The sequence below is a fragment of the Stenotrophomonas pavanii genome (assembly GCF_900101175.1).
Lineage (GTDB): Bacteria > Pseudomonadota > Gammaproteobacteria > Xanthomonadales > Xanthomonadaceae > Stenotrophomonas > Stenotrophomonas pavanii.
Window position 1 is genome coordinate 454,698 of the sequence record NZ_FNFQ01000001.1, and the last position, 17,148, is coordinate 471,845.

General features: G+C 67.8%; 18 protein-coding genes. 1 reads left to right on the plus strand and 17 read right to left on the minus strand.

From position 1 onward, the window contains the following. Positions 1-154 precede the first annotated feature (154 nt). The 8 genes from BLS66_RS02180 to rlmD form a co-directional block, all read right to left on the minus strand. Positions 155-1,423 carry an FAD-dependent oxidoreductase gene (locus BLS66_RS02180; protein WP_074724977.1) on the minus strand — a complete coding sequence of 423 codons (1,269 nt, stop codon included), beginning with the start codon at positions 1,421-1,423 and terminating at the stop codon, positions 155-157. Between the two features lie 101 nt (positions 1,424-1,524). Further along, positions 1,525-1,731, minus strand: a complete 207-nt coding sequence (locus BLS66_RS02185) for a cold-shock protein (RefSeq protein ID WP_005410590.1) — start codon at positions 1,729-1,731, stop codon at positions 1,525-1,527. 88 nt (positions 1,732-1,819) lie between these two features. Then, on the minus strand, positions 1,820-2,566 hold the full coding sequence (locus BLS66_RS02190) for an S-methyl-5'-thioinosine phosphorylase (protein ID WP_049467884.1): 747 nt from the start codon (positions 2,564-2,566) through the stop codon (positions 1,820-1,822). Between the two features lie 82 nt (positions 2,567-2,648). Further along, positions 2,649-3,203, minus strand: a complete 555-nt coding sequence (locus tag BLS66_RS02195; RefSeq protein ID WP_005418223.1) for a hypoxanthine-guanine phosphoribosyltransferase — start codon at positions 3,201-3,203, stop codon at positions 2,649-2,651. Next, entirely contained in the window at positions 3,203-4,210 is a 1,008-nt protein-coding gene (gene nagZ, locus BLS66_RS02200; protein ID WP_053506378.1) for a beta-N-acetylhexosaminidase, read from the minus strand. The genes BLS66_RS02195 and nagZ overlap by 1 nt, the downstream gene beginning before the upstream one ends. A 163-nt stretch (positions 4,211-4,373) precedes the next feature. Continuing rightward, positions 4,374-5,069: a DsbA family oxidoreductase gene (locus BLS66_RS02205; protein WP_074724978.1), complete on the minus strand. Its 696-nt coding sequence runs from the start codon at positions 5,067-5,069 to the stop codon at positions 4,374-4,376. 113 nt (positions 5,070-5,182) lie between these two features. Continuing rightward, positions 5,183-5,668, minus strand: coding sequence for a CYTH domain-containing protein (locus BLS66_RS02210; RefSeq protein WP_074724979.1), 486 nt, complete (start codon positions 5,666-5,668; stop codon positions 5,183-5,185). A 34-nt stretch (positions 5,669-5,702) separates the two neighbouring features. Further along, positions 5,703-7,037, minus strand: coding sequence for a 23S rRNA (uracil(1939)-C(5))-methyltransferase RlmD (gene rlmD, locus BLS66_RS02215; protein WP_053461033.1), 1,335 nt, complete (start codon positions 7,035-7,037; stop codon positions 5,703-5,705). A 127-nt stretch (positions 7,038-7,164) separates the two neighbouring features. Here rlmD and BLS66_RS02220 point away from each other — a divergent pair, with 127 nt between their 5' ends. After that, the gene (locus BLS66_RS02220) at positions 7,165-7,893 is read left to right on the plus strand and encodes a response regulator (protein WP_074725082.1); all 729 of its coding nucleotides are present in this window, start codon (positions 7,165-7,167) and stop codon (positions 7,891-7,893) included. A 540-nt stretch (positions 7,894-8,433) separates the two neighbouring features. Here BLS66_RS02220 and recO read toward each other — a convergent pair. From recO to rpoE, 9 genes are all read right to left on the minus strand, one after another. After that, positions 8,434-9,153, minus strand: coding sequence for a DNA repair protein RecO (recO, locus tag BLS66_RS02225; RefSeq protein ID WP_074724980.1), 720 nt, complete (start codon positions 9,151-9,153; stop codon positions 8,434-8,436). Between the two features lie 18 nt (positions 9,154-9,171). Further along, positions 9,172-10,068: a GTPase Era gene (era, locus tag BLS66_RS02230; protein ID WP_005410599.1), complete on the minus strand. Its 897-nt coding sequence runs from the start codon at positions 10,066-10,068 to the stop codon at positions 9,172-9,174. Beyond that, positions 10,065-10,745: a ribonuclease III gene (gene rnc, locus BLS66_RS02235; RefSeq protein WP_074724981.1), complete on the minus strand. Its 681-nt coding sequence runs from the start codon at positions 10,743-10,745 to the stop codon at positions 10,065-10,067. The genes era and rnc overlap by 4 nt, the downstream gene beginning before the upstream one ends. After that, on the minus strand, positions 10,735-11,118 hold the full coding sequence (locus BLS66_RS02240) for a DUF4845 domain-containing protein (protein ID WP_049464366.1): 384 nt from the start codon (positions 11,116-11,118) through the stop codon (positions 10,735-10,737). The genes rnc and BLS66_RS02240 overlap by 11 nt, the downstream gene beginning before the upstream one ends. 37 nt (positions 11,119-11,155) lie before the next feature. Next, positions 11,156-11,950, minus strand: coding sequence for a signal peptidase I (gene lepB / locus BLS66_RS02245; protein ID WP_049464368.1), 795 nt, complete (start codon positions 11,948-11,950; stop codon positions 11,156-11,158). Positions 11,951-12,005: 55 nt separating this feature from the next. Continuing rightward, positions 12,006-13,799, minus strand: coding sequence for a translation elongation factor 4 (gene lepA, locus BLS66_RS02250; RefSeq protein WP_049435304.1), 1,794 nt, complete (start codon positions 13,797-13,799; stop codon positions 12,006-12,008). Between the two features lie 179 nt (positions 13,800-13,978). Continuing rightward, positions 13,979-15,511, minus strand: coding sequence for a DegQ family serine endoprotease (locus BLS66_RS02255; protein WP_064238984.1), 1,533 nt, complete (start codon positions 15,509-15,511; stop codon positions 13,979-13,981). 72 nt (positions 15,512-15,583) lie between these two features. Then, positions 15,584-16,465, minus strand: coding sequence for a sigma-E factor negative regulatory protein (locus tag BLS66_RS02260; protein WP_057493447.1), 882 nt, complete (start codon positions 16,463-16,465; stop codon positions 15,584-15,586). Continuing rightward, positions 16,462-17,082, minus strand: a complete 621-nt coding sequence (rpoE, locus tag BLS66_RS02265; RefSeq protein ID WP_014038091.1) for an RNA polymerase sigma factor RpoE — start codon at positions 17,080-17,082, stop codon at positions 16,462-16,464. The genes BLS66_RS02260 and rpoE overlap by 4 nt, the downstream gene beginning before the upstream one ends. Positions 17,083-17,148 lie beyond the last annotated feature (66 nt).

The following is a 17,148-nucleotide window of genomic DNA, read 5'->3' on the forward strand; positions in this document are numbered from 1 at the left end:
CGCATCCGGGCCGCAGCGGGCTGCAACGGCAGCGCCGCCCGGGGCCATGCGCGATGTTGATCACGGAAAGGAAAACGGGCGACGCGCAATCGCGTGCCATCCACTTCTCGCATATCCGCGGTGAGATAACCGTTAATTCACGTGACGGAGCAGTTCACGCATTGGCGGCGATCGCACTGATGGGAGGCGCGTCCGCTGCGGTGGCCAGTGCATCGATGAAGGCTGGATCCAGTGCGAGTGAACCGAACCAGCCGTGCTGTGTTCCGCTCAGCACGCGCAGCATGTGGCCGCGGCCGCCGGGCAGGCGCCCCATCGGGCCCAGCAGGACGTCGCGCGCCTTCGCCCACGCATCGCGATCGGACTGGAACAACGGCGTCAGCCAACGGCTCCAGCGCTGATAGACCGCCACGTGCGCCCGCCGTTGCGCCTGGTACGCCTGCAACGCTTCGCCCGCTGCGCCATGGGTGCGCACGGCATCGCGCAGCGCCACTGCATCGAGCAGCGCCATGTTCACGCCCTGCCCCAGCTGCGGGCTCATCGAATGGGCGGCATCGCCGGCCAGCACCATGCGGCCCTGGTGCCAGCGTGTCATCACTGCATCCCGGTAGACCGCCCGCGCCAGCTGGCTGGCATCCCGCAGATGAGCGAAGCGCGCACTGGCCTGTGGCCACAGCGCGTGCAGCTCGTCCAGCCAGGGCGCCATGCCATCGGCCTGCCAACGCTCGAAGTCGGCGCGCGGCAGGCTCCAGAAGAAGCTCAGGCGCGGCGTATCGTCACCGGGCCGGGTGCCTACCGGCAGCAGCCCGATCATCTTGCGCGCGGCCACGTAGCGCTGCCGCAGTTCCTGCAGGTGCGGCCAGTCCTCGGCCGGCAGCAGGCACCACAACGCCCCCCACGGATACACGCGATCCAGGCCGGTACCGCCTTCGATCGTGCCGCGCAGCGTCGAGGCCGCGCCGTCGGCGGCCACCACCAGGTCGAACGGGCCGTGCACGCGCCCCTCGCTGTCGCGCAGGCGGCCCTGCCCGGCATCCACCGTGGCGATGGTGGTCCCGGCATGCAGCTGGCCCGCGCCCGCACGTGCTTCGTCCAGCAGCGAGAACAGCGCACCGCGCTGCATGCCGAGCCCGTGCAGGCGCGCGTCCAGGCCCTCATAGCGCATGTCCATCACGGCGCGTTCGCACGGCGTATCGCCGTACAAGCGGTGCACCGGCGCGGCATGCGCACGCACCGCATCCAGCAGGCCCATCTGCCACAGCACCTGCAGGCCGCTCGGCTGCAGCAGGAAGCCGGCCCCGACCGGCCCGGGCGCGGGCACGCGTTCAAAGATCTCCACCTCGTGGCCGTCACGGGTGAGCAGGATGGACACAGCCTGTCCAGCGGTGCCGTAGCCGATCACGGCGATGCGCAGTCGTTCCTTCATGGTTGCATTGTGCCCGAGGCCGGTGGATCGCGAACGGACTGCGTGCACCCGGCAAAAAAAAACCCCGCCGGAGCGGGGTTTTCAACGCACTGTCGAGTGGGTCACTCGGCCGGCGTGATGTTCGAAGCCTGGGCGCCCTTCGGGCCCTGGGTCACGTCATAGGTGACACGCTGGCCTTCCTGCAGGCTGCGGAAGCCCTTGGAGTTGATGGCGGAGAAGTGCGCGAACACGTCGGCGCTGCCATCCTCCGGCGAGATGAAGCCAAATCCCTTGGCGTCGTTGAACCACTTGACGGTACCGTTCGGCATGGTGATGCGAGACCTTATGCAATGAATGGGTGGTGTACGCTGAACCCGCGCACAAGCTGAGTATGCAAAGCTTGCTCGGGGAAGACAATCACCCCCGTGCCAATTCGCCCACCAGTTCCGGAAGTCCGTTGCTGGCCGCCTGGACGTTGGCCAGCACTTCGGCCATCGTGATTTCCTCGCCATCACCGCAGCCGGCGGCCCAGTTGGCGACGATCGCCAGGCAGGCGTAATCCAGCCCCAGCTCCCGTGCCAGCGCGGCCTCCGGCATGCCGGTCATGCCCACCAGGTCGCAGCCGTCGCGGCGCATGCGGGCGATCTCGGCGATGGTTTCCAGGCGCGGGCCCTGCGTCGCGCCATAGCAGCCACCGTCATGGACCGTGACGCCGGTCACTCTGGCCGCGGCCAGGATCTTGCTGCGCAGCATCGGCGTGTACGGATGGCCGAAATCGACGTGGACCACGTCGGTGCCTTCTTCTTCACAGATCGTGCTGATGCGGCCCCAGGTGTAGTCGATGATCTGGTCCGGGCAGGCCAGCACGCGCGGACCAAAGTTCTCGGTGATGCCACCCACCGTGTTCAATGCCAGCACCCGCTGCGCGCCCAGCTGCTGCAGCGCGGCCAGATTGGCGCGGTAGTTGACCTTGTGCGGCGGCAGTGAATGGCCCTCGCCATGCCGCGCCAGGAACGCCACGCGATGGCCGAGCAGCGTGCCCACGCGCACCGGGCCGGACGGGCGGCCAAAGCGGGTGTCGACCTCGTGGGTCTGCACGTCGTCGAGCTTGGCCAGGTTGTAGACACCGGTACCGCCGATCACGGCCAGGGCGATCTGTTGCATTCAAAGCACTCCAGGGAAAGACGAACGCCGGCACCCGAGGATGCCGGCGGTGGAAGAAGACGCGTCGCAGGCAGCTGCGCCGTTACTCCTTCATTGCGTAGATCGCCGGCACGCAGCGCAGGGTCTCGTTGACGTCCATGCCGAAGCCGAAGACGTAACGGTCCGGCAGTTCGATGCCGGCGTAGTCGGCGGTGACGTCCGGCAGCGCGCGGTCGTGCTTCTTCACCGTCATCGCCGCGATGCGCACGTCGGTCGCGCCCTGTTCCAGGCACCAGGTGCGCACGCCCTGCAGGGTGTAGCCCTCGTCGAGGATGTCATCGACCAGCAGCACGCGGCGGCCGAACAGCGACGTGGCCGGCTTGTGCTTCCAGACCAGGTCGCCGCCGGTGGTTTCGCCGCGGTAACGGGTGGCATGCAGGTAATCGAACTGCACGTCCTGGCCACGCGCGCCCAGTTCCAGCGCCAGCTGGCCGGCGAACGGCAGCGCACCGTGCATGATCGACAGGAACAGCGGCACCTCGCCCTTGTAATCGCGCGCGATGGCGTCGGCGATCGCTGCGATGGCCTTGTCGATGGTGGGGCGGTCGACCAGCAGGTCAGCCTGGGCCAGGGCCTGGGAAATGGTGAGGTTGGGCATCAGACGGTTCTTCCAAGGGTTTCAAGCAGACGGGATTGGGTGTCGCCATGGCGGGCATCGGCCAGCAGGCCGTCCCAGCCGAGCGCGCCGCGGCCCAGCAGGCCCAGCAGCGCAGCAGTGTTCAGAGCGCGTCCCTGCACGGCGTGCAGGGCTTCGTCGACCAGTTCCGGGTGGCAGACCAGCACCACGTCGCAGCCCGCATCCAGATGCGCGTGCACGCGTGCCGGCACGCCACCGGCGCTGTGCGAGGCGGCCATGCCGATGTCATCGGAGAACACCACGCCACGGAAACCGAGCTCGCCACGCAGGATGTCCTGGATCCAGCGCGGTGAGTAGCCGGCGGGCTCCGGTGCCACCTGCGGATAGATCACGTGCGCCATCATCACCGCGTCGGCACCGGCGGCGATGCCGGCCTGGAACGGCACCAGGTCCTGGGCGCGCAGTTCGTCCAGCGCGCGCGGATCGATCGCGGTATCGACGTGGGTGTCTTCCAGCACGGTGCCGTGGCCGGGGAAATGCTTGAGCGTGGCGGCCATGCCGACCGCGTGCATGCCGCGCACATAGGCGGCGGTGAACGCGGCCACCACCTGCGGGTCTTCACTGAAGGCACGGTTGCCGATGGCGCGGTTGCCACGGCCCAGGTCGACCACCGGCGCGAAGCTCAGGTCCACGCCGCTGGCGCGCACTTCGCTGGCCATCAGCCAGGCGTGTTGCTCGGCCAGCGCCAGCGCCTGCTGCGGATCGGTGGCGTACAGCGCCCCGATGTCCTGCAGCGGCGGCAGCGCGCTGTAGCCCTCGCGGAAACGCTGCACCCGGCCGCCTTCCTGGTCCACGCAGATCAGCTGCGGGCGCGGGGCAGCGGCACGGATCGCCGCACTCAGATCGGTCACCTGCTGGCGCGAGGCGAAGTTGCGCTTGAACAGCACCACTCCGGCCACGGCATCGTGCTGCAGCCAGTCGCGTTCCTGGGCGGTCAGTTCGGTGCCGGCAACGCCGATCAGCAGCATGGTCGATCTCCACAACACGCGCCCGCATGGCGCAGTGCCGCATTGTCGCAGAACCGGCCGACAGGCGCAGGGGTCAGAACAAGGGGGAGGCGTGTGGGGTCAGAGCCCCTGCGGGGATCTGACCCCGGGGCCGGATCCCCGCAGGGCGCTGCCCCCGATCTGCTCAGACCTTGCAGCCGTCCGGGCCGCAGGCCTCGTCGCCGACCGCCGGGGTGGCCGCAGCCCCCTGCTCGGCGGCGATCTGGCGCAGCGCGTTGGCGAAGGCCTCGGGCGGCTGTGCCCCGGAAATGGCCCACTTTCCATCAATGACGAAGGTCGGCACCGAGGAAACGCCCAGCGCATGGGCCTGGCCGAGCTTGGCTTCGACCTCGGCCAGGCCGCGGTCAGAGGCCAGCATCTGCGCGATTTCGCCAGCGTCGAGGCCACCTGCCACGCCGGCCTTGATCAGCACCGAGGGGTCCGCCAGGTTCTGGCCATGTTCGAAGTGGGCGCGGAACAGCGCCTCGCCGACCGCGTCCTGCACGCCATGCTCGCCCGCCAACCACAGCAGCCGGTGGGCCGGCAGCGTGGTCACCCGCACCTGGCCACGGCTGAAGTTCATCGGCAGGCCCTCGGCCCGCGCGGTGGTCTGGGTCTGGCCGAGGATCTGCTCGGTGCGCTCGACGCCACCGAACTTGCGCACGTATGCCTCGCGCAGCGGCACCGGGGTAGCGTCCGCATCCGGGTCCAGCTGGAACGGCTGCCAGTGGATATCGAGGTCAGGCGCGTTCTCGCCCAGCAACTGCACGCCCTGCTGGAAACGATGCTTGCCGATCCAGCACCAGGGGCAGACCACGTCGGAGTAGATGTCGATTCTCATCCCCACCACATGGGGCCCGTCGCCCTCGAAAAAAGGGGACGGAGGGGATTAGGTCGTTTCCCGCACAGGCGGGGTAAAGACGACTTAATCCCCTCCGTCCCCTTTTTGGGGGTTCACCACTGTGAATAGGGGCGGCTGGCCAGCGCGACGTTGTAGTAGCGCGCATCGTCGGTCACTTCGGCGCCGACCCAGTCCGGCAGGTCGATCGCCTGGTCGGCGCTGTCCAGTTCGACCTCCGCCACCACCAGGCCAGCGTTGTCACCGAGGAACTCGTCCACTTCCCAGGTCAGGCCGGCGTGTTCGACCAGATGGCGGCGCTTGTCGATCAGGCCACCGACGCACAGCGCCAGCAGGGCGCGCGCATCCTCCACCGGAATCGGATAGTCGAACTCCTGGCGGGTATGGCCGATCGTGCGCGACTTCAGGTTCAGCGCGGCGTGGTCGCCTTCGATGCGCACGCGCACCGAGGCGTTCTGGGTGCCGCGGTCGAGCGCGCCCATGTCGTTGATGTAGCCCTGCGCCATCGGGATCACCCGATGCGCGGCGGTGCGCCAGCCCTCACTGCTGACGAGGAATTTGCGTTCGATTTCGATGCCCATGGCGCAATTATGCGCCACGGGTGATGACCGCCGCTCAGCGCTTCTCGAATACCGCGATGCTTTCCACGTGCGCGGTGTGCGGGAACATGTCCATCGCACCGGCACTGACCAGGGTAAAGCCCTGTTCGTTGACCAGATAGCCGGCATCGCGTGCCAGCGAGCCCGGGTGGCAGCTGACGTAGACGATGCGCTTGAACTGCTTCAGCGGCAGCTGCTGCAGCACTTCGATCGCCCCTGAGCGCGGCGGATCCAGCAGCAGCTTGTCGAAGCCCTGGCGCATCCACGGGGTGCTGCGCTGGTCCTGGGTCAGGTCGGCGCTGAAGAACTGTGCGTTGGCCAGGCCGTTGCGCTCGGCGTTCTCACGCGCACGCGCGACGAGGCCGGCATCGCCCTCCACGCCCACCACCTCGCGCACACGGCGGGCCAGCGGCAGGGTGAAGTTGCCCAGGCCACAGAACAGGTCCAGCACGCGCTCGTCCTCGCCCGGCTGCAGCAGGTCCAAGGCATGGGCGATCATCTTCTCGTTGAGCTTGGCATTGACCTGGATGAAATCCAGCGGGCGGAACGCCAGCTCGACGTCCCACGGCGCCAGCCGGAACGACAGCGGCACGCCCTGCCCGTCCAGCGGCTGCACGGTGTCCACGCCGCCGGACTGCAGGTAGATCACGAACCCATGCTGCTGGCCGAAGGCCGCCCAGGCCGCGCGGTCCGCATCGCTGAGCGGTTGCAGGTGGCGCACGGTCAGCACCACCGCCTGGTCACCGGCGATGAACTCGATCTGCGGGATGTCGCGCTTGCCATCGAGCGATTCGATGAAGGTGGACAGCGCCTCGACCTTGGTGCCGATCTCCGGAATCACCGTCAGGCATTGGCTGAGGTCGGCGACAAAACGCGGATCCTGTTCACGGAAGCCGACCAGGGTCTTGTCCTTCTTCTCGACCCGGCGCACCGAGAAGCGGCCCTTGCGGCGGTAACCCCAGCTCTCGCCGACCAGCGGCGGCAGCACGGTGCCCGGCTTCACATGGCCGATCCGCTCCAGGTTGTCCATCAGCACGCGCTGCTTGGCGACGATCTGCTGGGCCTCGTCCAGGTGCTGCAGCACGCAACCGGCACAGGTGCCGAAATGGGGGCACTTCGGCGTCACCCGCTGCGGCGAGGCCTGCAGCACCTCCAGCGTGCGTGCCTCGTCGAAATGTCGGCTGCGGGCGGTCTGTTCAGCCTTCACCACCTCACCGGGCAGGGCGCCGCTGACGAAGGTGACCTTGCCGCCCTCGCCTTCACGGCGGGCGACGCCGCGACCATCATGGCTGAGGTCGAGGATCTCGGTCTGGAACGGGGTACGGTCGGTGCGGGAGCGGGATCGGGCCACGTGGCAACAGGCTGCGGGCAAAAATGGGGGCGTATTGTCGCAGATCCTGACTGATGGGGTCCGGACCCGCTTGCGCCGGTGGCCGTCGTGCTTGATGATTGGGCCAGCTGACATGGAGGCAGCCCTGATGCAGATGACCCCGCGGGCCGCACGGCCCCGCTTCCTGCTTGTCGAGGACGACATCATCAGCCGCGGTTTTTTCAAGGCGGCGTTGGAAACGTTACCGGCGGATGTGGACACCGCAGATTCGCTGGCCAGTGCGCTGGCCAGTGCCGAACCCGGTGCGCATGATCTGTGGCTGATCGACGTCAACCTGCCGGACGGCAATGGCGCGCAGCTGCTGCGCGAGCTGCGCCGATCCCATCCGGACACGCCGGCGCTGGCGCATACCGCCGACGGCGATGCCGCCATCCACGCCCGCCTGCGCGAAGCCGGCTTCAGTGACACGCTGGTCAAGCCCCTCGGACGCGACCAGCTGCTGAAAGCGGTGCGCCGCGCCCTGGTCAACAGCCCGGCGGGAATTTTCGTGGCGCAGGCCCCGGCCGCCGTCGAACTGCAGGTGCAGGACTGGGACGAGACTGCGGCGTTGGCCGCGCTCAATGGCCAGCGCAACCATCTGATCGCCCTGCGCGAGCTGTTCCTGGCCGAGTTGCCCGGTGTGCGCGACGCGGTCGAGCAGGCGGTGGACCAGCACGACGAGCGCCAGCTGCGCAGCCAGTTGCATCGGCTGCAGGCGAGCTGTGGCTTCGTGGGGGCGGCCCGGTTGGGCCGGGCCGTGCGCCAGCTGCATTACGCACCCGACTCCGGGCAGGCCCAGGACGGCTTCCGCGCCGCGGTGGCAGCCCTGCTGCACTGAGGGTTGGTCGGCAGGGCTGCGCCCTGCACCTGCCGAGGCATCAAACCAAGGCGACAGCAAAAGCAACAGCAAAAGCAAAAGCTGGCATCCCGTGGGTTGGCGGGGCGGTGTCGGAGTGCGGGGACGCCGTGAACCCATCCATGGGGGCTTGGCAGCCGCATCCATGCGGCTGACACCCCGCCCTCCGACACCGCCCCACCTCTGACAGTTTTCCGCGATCGGGTAGATCCACGCCATGCGTGGATGAATTTCTGTCAGATATCGAAATCAATCTGGGGTCGGATCCGTTTTCCTGCGGAAAACGGATCCGACCCCGTCGGCATGTCCAACAGCTCGCGAGAAACTGTCGAAGGCGGGGTGGGTCCGGTTGAGGGGGCGTGAGCCGCATGGATGCGGCGACCGAGCTTACATGGACGTACTTGCAGCGCCCCCCTCAACCGGACCCACCCCGCCTACCCACGGATAGCCAGCTTTTGCCGTTGACGTTGACGTTGATTCGGCTTCGGCAGGTGCAGGGCTGCAAGCCCTGCCGAACACCCCCTACCTGCGGGGCGCAAGCTGCTCGAGCATTTCCCAGGACTTCAGGCCGCGCGGCCCGAGATGATGGGCCAGGACCCGCCGCATCGGCAGGCGCAGGCTGGCCAGATCGGCGGCATCCGGCTCTTCGTCGGCCGCCAGGGCCAGCAGCGCCGAGCCAGTGGCCGCCGCCCGGCGCTCCCCGCCACGCTCGCTCAGCAGGCGCTGCGCCCCCTCCTGCGGGTCCAGTTCGTAGCGCGCCGCCGGGTCGATGGGCTGGCCGTCGCTGGCACTGTCCAGCGCAAAGCCCAGGCCCAGCGCGGCCAGCAGCTCGCGTTCGTAGCGGCGCAGGGTCCAGGCCAGCCCGGCACCTATCGCCAGCCGTGCGCGTGCTTCGCCGTAAGCCAGGTACAGCTCCGGCAGCGGGTCCTGGCGCGGGGCCAGGCGCAGGGTCAGTTCACTCAGGTAGAAGCCGGCCAGCATCGCCTGGCCGACCAGGCGTGGCGCCGCATCCAGCGCTTCGGCACCCCGCAGCTGGGCCAGTTCACCGCGCTGCTGGGCACTGAAGCGGATCCACTGCAACGGCTGCAGGGCCGCGCGCAGCACCTGGCCCTTGGCGGTGGACACGCCGCGCGCGAGCAGTCCGATACGGCCGTGCTGCGCGCTCAACACTTCGACCAGCAGGCTGGTCTCGCGGTAGGCCCGTGCGTGCAGCACGAAGCCGGTGTCGTCCTCGATCATCATCGAAGCGACCGCGACCGCTTACTCGTAGCCGAAGGCCTTCAGTGCGGCCTCGTCGTCGGACCAGCCTTCACGCACGCGCACCCAGGTTTCCAGGAACACCTTGGCTCCGAACAGGCGTTCCATCTGCAGGCGCGACTTGGCGCCGATCTCCTTCAGGCGAGCGCCGCCCTTGCCGATCACGATGGCCTTCTGGCCCTCGCGCTCGACCCAGATCACCGCACCGATGCGCAGCAGATTGCCGTCTTCGGTGAAGCGCTCGATCTCGACCGTGGTGGCGTAAGGCAGTTCCTCGCCGAGCTGGCGCATCAGCTGCTCGCGCACCAGTTCACCGGCCAGGAAGCGCTGGCTGCGGTCGGTGATCTCGTCCTCGCCGAACATCGGCGGGGCTTCGGGCAGCAGCTTGAGCACGTCGCGCACCAATGCTTCCAAGCCGTTGCGCTTCTGCGCCGAGATCGGGTGCACCGCGGCGAAGTCGCGGCCTTCGGTCACCTGCTGCAGGAACGGCAGCAGCGCGCCCTTTTCCTTCAGGCGATCGATCTTGTTGACCACCAGCACCACCGGGATGCCGGCGTCGCGCAGCACGTTGAAGGCCAGGCTGTCCTCTTCGTCCCAGCGGCCGGCTTCGATCACCAGCAGGCCGGCGTCGACGCCTTCCAGCGAGCCGCGCGCAGCGCGGTTCATCACCCGGTTCATCGCCCGCTTCTGCACCTTGTGCAGGCCGGGGGTATCGACCAGCACCAGCTGGCCTTCCGGATAGGTGGCGATGCCCAGCAGGCGATGGCGTGTGGTCTGCGGGCGGTTGGAGACGATGCTGACCTTGGCGCCGACCAGGGCATTGGTCAGGGTCGACTTGCCCACGTTCGGGCGGCCGATGACGGCCACGCTGCCGCAATGATGGGGAGTTTGTTCGCTCACTTGGAATCCAGTTGTTCTAGGACGGCCGCAGCCGCCTGTTGTTCGGCAAGCCGCCGCGAGGGGCCTTCGCCCTCGGTGCTGGCGGCCGGGTCAGCTACGTTGCAGCGTACCCGGAAATGTTTGGCGTGGTCGTCACCGGATTCTGACACCAGTTCGTACTGCGGCAACGCCTTCTGTCGGGCCTGCAGCCATTCCTGCAGGCGGGTCTTGGGGTCCTTCTCGGGCCGGCCGGAGGCCGGCAGTGCCTCGATCGAAGCGCTGAACCAGGGCAGTACCACCGTCCGGCAGGCCTCGAAACCGGCATCCAGGTAGATCGCAGCCACCACGGCTTCCAGCGCATCGGCCAGGATCGAATCGCGGCGGTGGCCGCCGGACTTCATCTCGCCCGGCCCCAGCGTCAGGCGTTCGCCCAGCTGCAGCGTGCGGGCGATCAGCGCCAGCGCCCCCTCGCGCACCAGCTCGGCGCGGGCGCGGGTCAGCGCGCCCTCGTCGGTCTTGGGCCAGCGCTGGTACAGCGCTTCGGCCACCATCATGTTGACGATGCTGTCGCCCAGGAATTCCAGGCGCTCGTTGTGCGGCGCGCCGGCACTGCGATGGGTCAGCGCCTGCGTGAGCAGCGCCGGGTCGCGGAAGGGATGACCGATCAGGTCGCCACGTTGGAAAGGTTTATTCGGCACCGCTTCGGGTCAGGTCCTGGGATGAATCGAATTTGCCAACCACATCCAGGTTGCCGACCAGCGGACGGCGCACTTCGTAGTTGACCTTGAGGGTCCAGCCATTGTCGCGACGGTCGAACTTCACGTTGGCCGGCTTCACGTTTTCCGAGTAGTTGATGTACAGGCGCTTGAAGAACAGATCCTGGATCCGGGCCGGCTCCATGCTGCCCACGCCCGGCTCGTTGGCCAGGCTCTTCATCGCCGAGCGCACCGCGTAATACTCCTGGTACATCGGGAACAGCTTCATGCCGATGTACAGGAAGAAACCGACCACGATCAGGACCGTCAGGAACGAGGTCAGGGTCATGCCACGCTGCGTGTTCATCGTCTTCATTGCGTTCTCCCCAGATACGCGTTGGATGTGAAGGTACTCAGTTGATGCCCGAGCCGATCCGCGACGGCTCGAAGCCATCCTTGCAGAACCAGCCCTGGCAGTTCAGCCAGATCAGGAAGGCCTTGCCGCGCAGGTTTTCTTCCGGCAGCAGCCCCCAGAAACGGCCATCATCGCTGTTGTCACGGTTGTCGCCCATCACCAGGTACTTGCCGGCCGGCACGGTCCACTGGCCCTGGCCACGCGGGTAGTCGGTCTCCAGCACGGTGTGGGTGCGGCCCGGCAGGTGCTCGACCAGCAGGTTGGCACCCTCGCCCTGGCCCTTGTGCCCGGCATAGATGCCCTTGTTGTCGTACTTCAGCGGCTCGCCGTTGAGGATCACGCCGTCGCCTTCGAAGACCACGGTGTCACCCGGCACGCCGATCACGCGCTTGATGAAGTTCTCGCCCTTGGCCGGATCGTTGTCGCTGTGGCCGGGGAAGTGGAACACCACCACGTCACCGCGCGACGGCTCGCCAAACGGCACGATCTTGGTGTTGCTGATCGGCAGGCGCAGGCCGTAGGAGAACTTGTTGACCAGGATGAAATCGCCGATCAGCAGGTTCGGCATCATCGAGCTGGACGGGATCTTGTACGGCTCGGCGATGAAACTGCGCACGATCAGCACGATCGCCAGCACCGGGAAGAACGCACGCGAGTAATCCACCAGCACCGGCTCGGAGTCGAGCAGGCCCGCGCGCTGGGCGCGACGCTTGGCGAGGTACAGCTTGTCCGCGAGCAGGATCAGGCCCGAGGCCAGGGTCAGCACGACCAGGAGGATCTCAAACAGTTTCATTCAGGGTCCTTTGCAACGTCACCAGACGACCGGCCCCGCAGGGCCGGTGCGGGCCTTACTTGTTGTCCATCTGCAGGACGGCCAGGAACGCTTCCTGCGGAATCTCCACGCGTCCGACCTGCTTCATGCGCTTCTTGCCTTCCTTCTGCTTTTCCAGAAGCTTCTTCTTGCGCGAAACGTCGCCACCATAGCACTTGGCCAGCACGTTCTTGCGCATGGCCTTGACCGTGGTGCGGGCGATGATCTGCGAGCCGACGGCAGCCTGGATGGCCACGTCGAACATCTGGCGCGGGATCAGGTCCTTCATCTTCTCGCACAGTTCGCGGCCACGGCGGTCGGCGTGGCTGCGGTGCACGATCAGCGACAGCGCATCGACCTTGTCACCGTTGATCAGCACGTCCACGCGCACGAACGGGCCCGCGTCGAAGCGCACGAAGTGGTAATCGAGCGAGGCATAGCCGCGGCTGACCGACTTCAGCTTGTCGAAGAAGTCCAGCACAACCTCGGCCATCGGCAGCTCGTAGCTGATCTGCACCTGGCTGCCCAGGTAGTTGATGCCGATCTGGCTGCCGCGCTTTTCTTCGCACAGCTTGATGATGTTGCCGATGTACTCCTCGGGGGTGAGCACGTTGGCGCGGATGATCGGCTCGCGGATCTCCTCGACCTGGTTCACCGGCGGCAGCTTGGCCGGGTTGTCCATGTTGATGATCGAGCCATCGGTCTTCAGGACCTCGTACACCACCGTCGGCGCGGTGCTGATCAGGTCCAGGTTGTATTCGCGTTCCAGGCGTTCCTGCACGATTTCCATGTGCAGCATGCCCAGGAAGCCGCAGCGGAAGCCGAAGCCCATCGCTTCGGAGCTTTCCGGCTCGAAGCGCAGCGCGGCATCGTTCAGGCGCAGCTTGTCCAGCGCTTCGCGCAGGTCCGGGTAGTCCTCGGCATCGACCGGGAACAGGCCGGCGAACACGCGCGGCTGCATTTCCTGGAAGCCCGGCAGCGGCTTGGGCGCCGGGTCGCCAGCCAGGGTGAGGGTGTCGCCGACCGGCGCACCATGCACGTCCTTGATGCTGGCGGTGACCCAACCCACTTCACCGGCACGCAGCGCCGGCAGCACTTTCCGCTTCGGCGTGAACACGCCGACGTTGTCGACCTGGTGGTTGCGGCCGGTCGACATCACCTGCAGCTTGTCACCGGCCTTGATCTCGCCCTGCATCACGCGCACCAGCGACACCACGCCGAGGTAGTTGTCGAACCACGAGTCGATGATCAGCGCCTGCAGCTTGTCGGTGTCGCGCGGCGCCGGCGGCGGAATGCGGTGCACGATCGCTTCCAGCACGTCCTGCACGTTCAGGCCGGTCTTGGCACTGACCGGCACGGCGTCGGAGGCATCGATGCCGATCACGGCCTCGATCTCGGCCTTGGCGCGCTCGATGTCGGCGGTCGGCAGGTCGATCTTGTTGATCACCGGCACCACTTCCAGGCCCTGCTCCACGGCGGTGTAGCAGTTGGCCACCGACTGGGCTTCCACGCCCTGCGCCGCATCGACCACCAGCAGCGCGCCTTCGCAGGCGGCCAGCGAGCGGCTGACTTCATAGGAGAAGTCGACATGCCCGGGGGTGTCGATGAAGTTCAGGTGGTAGGTCTGCCCGTCCTTGGCCAGGTAGGGCAGCGACACCGACTGTGCCTTGATCGTGATGCCACGCTCGCGCTCGATCGGATTGGAGTCGAGCACCTGCGCTTCCATCTCGCGGGCCTGCAGGCCACCACAGAGCTGGATGATGCGGTCGGCCAGCGTGGACTTGCCGTGGTCGACATGGGCGATGATGGAGAAGTTGCGGATGTTCCGCATCGAATCAGAAGACATAGGTGGCGGCGGCGCGCGGCGTCGTCAGGGTAACGGTCGATTATCGCATGCCCGGCGCCCCGCCGCGAAAACGGCCGCGTCGTACCCGCCCTGGAACGGCCGAAGCCCCGCCGGGGCGGGGCTTCGGGGGGAGACGCAGGCCGCCGGAGCGGCCCCGGCGGGCCTTACTGGCCGGCCTTGACCGCCACGAAGGCGCTGTTGCCGTTGGCCGTGCGGACCAGCAGCATCACCACGTCGTCCTTCTTGAAGCTGGACAGCGCCCGGTTCAGGGCATCCACGCTGCCGACCGCGACCCGGCCAACCTGCAGGATCACCATGCCCGGCGACAGCCCGGCATCACGCGCGGCCTGGCCCTTGACCGCGGTGATGCGCACGCCTTCGTTGCTGTTGAGCCCGAACTGCTTGCGCTGGGCCGCGCTCAGGTCGCTCACGTCCAGCCCCAGCAGGGCATTGACGCCGGTCTGCGGCGCCGCCTCGGCCCCGCCGGCCGCCGGCCCGCGGGCAGTGGCCTGGCCGTCTTCACTCAGTGCGGTCAGGGTCGCGCTGAGGTCATGCGGCTTGCCGTCGCGGTACACCACCAGGTTGACCTTGCTGCCCGGCGCCATTGCACCGATCAGCGGCGGCAGATCGGACCAGCTGTTGACCGGGCTGCCGTTGACCGAGCGGATGACATCACCCACCTGCACGCCCGCCTTGGCGGCCGCACTGCCGGCCACGATCTGGTTGACCAGGGCGCCACGGCTGTCCGGCAGGCCCAGGCCCTGCGCCTTCAGCGAATCGATCGGCTCGACCACCGCGCCGAGCTGGCCCCGGGTGACCTTGCCGCTCTTCTTGATCTGCTCGACCGCACTCATCGCCAGATCGATCGGAATCGCGAAGCTGATGCCCATGTAGCCGCCGGAGGCGGAGAAGATCTGCGAGTTGATGCCGACCACCTCGCCGCGGGTATTCAGCAGCGGGCCACCGGAATTGCCCTGGTTGATCGCCACGTCGGTCTGGATGAACGGCACGTAGCGCTGGTCGGGCCCCCCCGTACTGCGGCCGACGGCGCTGACCACGCCCGCGGTAACGGAATGGTCGAGGCCGAACGGAGAGCCGATCGCGACGACCCATTGGCCCGGCTTCAGGGTGTTGGAATCCCCCACGCGCACGGTCGGCAGGTTCTTGCCGTCGATCTTCAGCAGCGCAACGTCGTACTGCTGGTCGCTGCCCACCACCTTGGCGGTGAACTCACGGCTGTCGCCCAGCTTGACCTTCACGTCACTGGCGTCGGCCACCACGTGGTAGTTGGTCAGCACATAACCATCTGGCGAGATGATGAAGCCCGAGCCCATGCCACGGCCCTTGATGCTGGGGCCACCGTCCGGCCCACCCGGCCCCTGGCCCGGCATCGGGAAGTCGGGACCAAAGAAGCGGCGGAAGAACTCCGGCATGTCATCGTCGCCCATCGGGCCGCGCGCGGCCTGGCGGTTGTTGCGGACGATGGTGGTATCGACGTTGACCACGCCCGGGCCGACCTGTTCGACCAGGTTGGTGAAGTCGGGCAGGCCACTGACCAGCGGCTGCGCCGGTGCCCGCGCGGCCGCGGCTGGCGCGGGCTGGGTCTGCGCGACGGGCGCCGGCGCCTGCGCGCAGGCCGCCAGGGGAAGGGTCAGGGCCAGCAGGCCAATGGCCTGCGTGCGAAGTCGGGGAATCATCGGACGGCAACCTCCGGGTCGGATGGAAAGAGGAATACGGGCCCCGCCGACGGCGGGGCGTGAAGGCCCGGCTCAGTCGCGCGGGCGCGGCGGCACCGGCAGCTCGTCCTGCAGGCGCGGCTCGAACGGATAGAACGCCGCGCCGCCGGCATGGGCCGGGAAGCTGGCATTGAGTGCGCCACCGGCAGCGGGCGCCAGGCTGGAGCGCGGCCACGGCCGGGCCTGCAGTCCGCCCACCTCGCCGAACGGCAGGTTGCGATTGGCGTTGGCCGGCACGGTCGGGGTCAACGGCGCCGGCGCTGCGGCGATGGCCCGTTGCGGGGCCTCATCGCGCTGCGCGGCACGCCCGGCCTGCTGGGTACGCGTGGCGCTGGCACGGCGGGCGTCCTGGCGGCGGCTGGAGGCGGCCATCGCCACGGCCGGCGCAGCAGCCACGGCCATCGCGGCCGTATCCACCGACGCCTCGGTCACCGCAGCCGGTGCGGTCGGTGCCGGCGCCAGTTCCGCCTGGCTGGCGATCACCTGCGGCGCCAGCGGCTCACCCGGCGTCGCCTCCTTCAGTTTCTCACCGCCGATGAACAGGGCGACGGCGGCCACCGACGCGGCCAGGGCGGCGCCGCCGCCCCAGGCCCGCCAGCCACCGCGGCGCACCTGGCGACGCGGCTCGGACGGTGGCACCGGCTCGGCGGCAATGGCAGCGGCCACGGCGGCGCTGAAGCCGGCCGGCGCCAGCGCCGGGGCCTGCCCGCGCATCACGTCGCCCAGCAGCTGCCAGCGCTCCTGGCAGCCGGCCAGTTCGGGGTCGTGCTCCATCCGGCGCAGCAGGAAGCGCGCTTCATCGGCGCCCAGCTCGCCATCGACCAGCGCCGACAGCTGCTCGCGATGGCGCTGGTCCAGGCGCTGCCCGGCGGGCGATTGATGGTTCTGCGATTCGTTGAACGGGTTACTGGTCATACGCGGCTCTTCTCACGGGTGGCGCTGCCGATGTCCAACAGCGGCCGGAGTTCGGTGTCGATCGCCTCGCGCGCCCGGAAGATCCGTGAACGCACGGTGCCGATCGGGCACCCCATCTTCTGCGCGATATCCTCGTAGCTCAGGCCTTCCACCTCGCGCAGGGTGATCGCCGACCGGAGTTCTTCCGGCAGCGCGTTGACGGCCTTCATCACCGTCTGTTCCAGTTCCTGGCGCATCAACTCGCGTTCGGGCGTATCGGTGTCGCGCAGGCGGGTACCGCTGTCGAACTGTTCGGCATCGCCGATGTCGATGTCATCGGTCGGCGGCCGTCGATTGTGTGAAGCCAGGTAGTTTTTGGCGGTATTCACGGCGATTCGATGCAACCAGGTTGAGAACTGGGCATCGCCACGGAAACTCCCGATCGCGCGGTAGGCACGGATGAAAGTGTCCTGGGCGACGTCCTGACATTCGCTCCAGTCGGCGATGTAGCGACCGACCAGAGCCACGACCCGATGCTGATACTTGCGCACCAGAACATCGAACGCGGCACTCTCGCCGTGCTGCACGCGCCGGACCAGCTCCAGATCCAGCTCCTGAGGTGTATCAACATCGGCCATGAGGGGCCGCACTCCTGTCAGCCCAACCGACGTCGGGCAATGAGACTGCCAATCCCGGGAAAAGTT

Excerpts from the sequence above, each read along its gene's own strand:
- BLS66_RS02220 (WP_074725082.1), top strand. The coding sequence starts at position 7,165 with ATGCAGATGACCCCGCGGGCCGCACGGCCCCGCTTCCTGCTTGTCGAG.
- recO (WP_074724980.1), bottom strand. The coding sequence starts at position 9,153 with ATGATGATCGAGGACGACACCGGCTTCGTGCTGCACGCACGGGCCTAC.
- nagZ (WP_053506378.1), bottom strand. The coding sequence starts at position 4,210 with ATGCTGCTGATCGGCGTTGCCGGCACCGAACTGACCGCCCAGGAACGC.
- BLS66_RS02255 (WP_064238984.1), bottom strand. The coding sequence starts at position 15,511 with ATGATTCCCCGACTTCGCACGCAGGCCATTGGCCTGCTGGCCCTGACC.
- BLS66_RS02260 (WP_057493447.1), bottom strand. The coding sequence starts at position 16,465 with ATGACCAGTAACCCGTTCAACGAATCGCAGAACCATCAATCGCCCGCC.
- BLS66_RS02180 (WP_074724977.1), bottom strand. The coding sequence starts at position 1,423 with ATGAAGGAACGACTGCGCATCGCCGTGATCGGCTACGGCACCGCTGGA.
- lepB (WP_049464368.1), bottom strand. The coding sequence starts at position 11,950 with ATGAAACTGTTTGAGATCCTCCTGGTCGTGCTGACCCTGGCCTCGGGC.
- BLS66_RS02210 (WP_074724979.1), bottom strand. The coding sequence starts at position 5,668 with ATGGGCATCGAAATCGAACGCAAATTCCTCGTCAGCAGTGAGGGCTGG.
- BLS66_RS02240 (WP_049464366.1), bottom strand. The coding sequence starts at position 11,118 with ATGAAGACGATGAACACGCAGCGTGGCATGACCCTGACCTCGTTCCTG.
- lepA (WP_049435304.1), bottom strand. The coding sequence starts at position 13,799 with ATGCGGAACATCCGCAACTTCTCCATCATCGCCCATGTCGACCACGGC.
- BLS66_RS02205 (WP_074724978.1), bottom strand. The coding sequence starts at position 5,069 with ATGAGAATCGACATCTACTCCGACGTGGTCTGCCCCTGGTGCTGGATC.
- BLS66_RS02195 (WP_005418223.1), bottom strand. The coding sequence starts at position 3,203 with ATGCCCAACCTCACCATTTCCCAGGCCCTGGCCCAGGCTGACCTGCTG.
- BLS66_RS02185 (WP_005410590.1), bottom strand. The coding sequence starts at position 1,731 with ATGCCGAACGGTACCGTCAAGTGGTTCAACGACGCCAAGGGATTTGGC.
- rpoE (WP_014038091.1), bottom strand. The coding sequence starts at position 17,082 with ATGGCCGATGTTGATACACCTCAGGAGCTGGATCTGGAGCTGGTCCGG.
- BLS66_RS02190 (WP_049467884.1), bottom strand. The coding sequence starts at position 2,566 with ATGCAACAGATCGCCCTGGCCGTGATCGGCGGTACCGGTGTCTACAAC.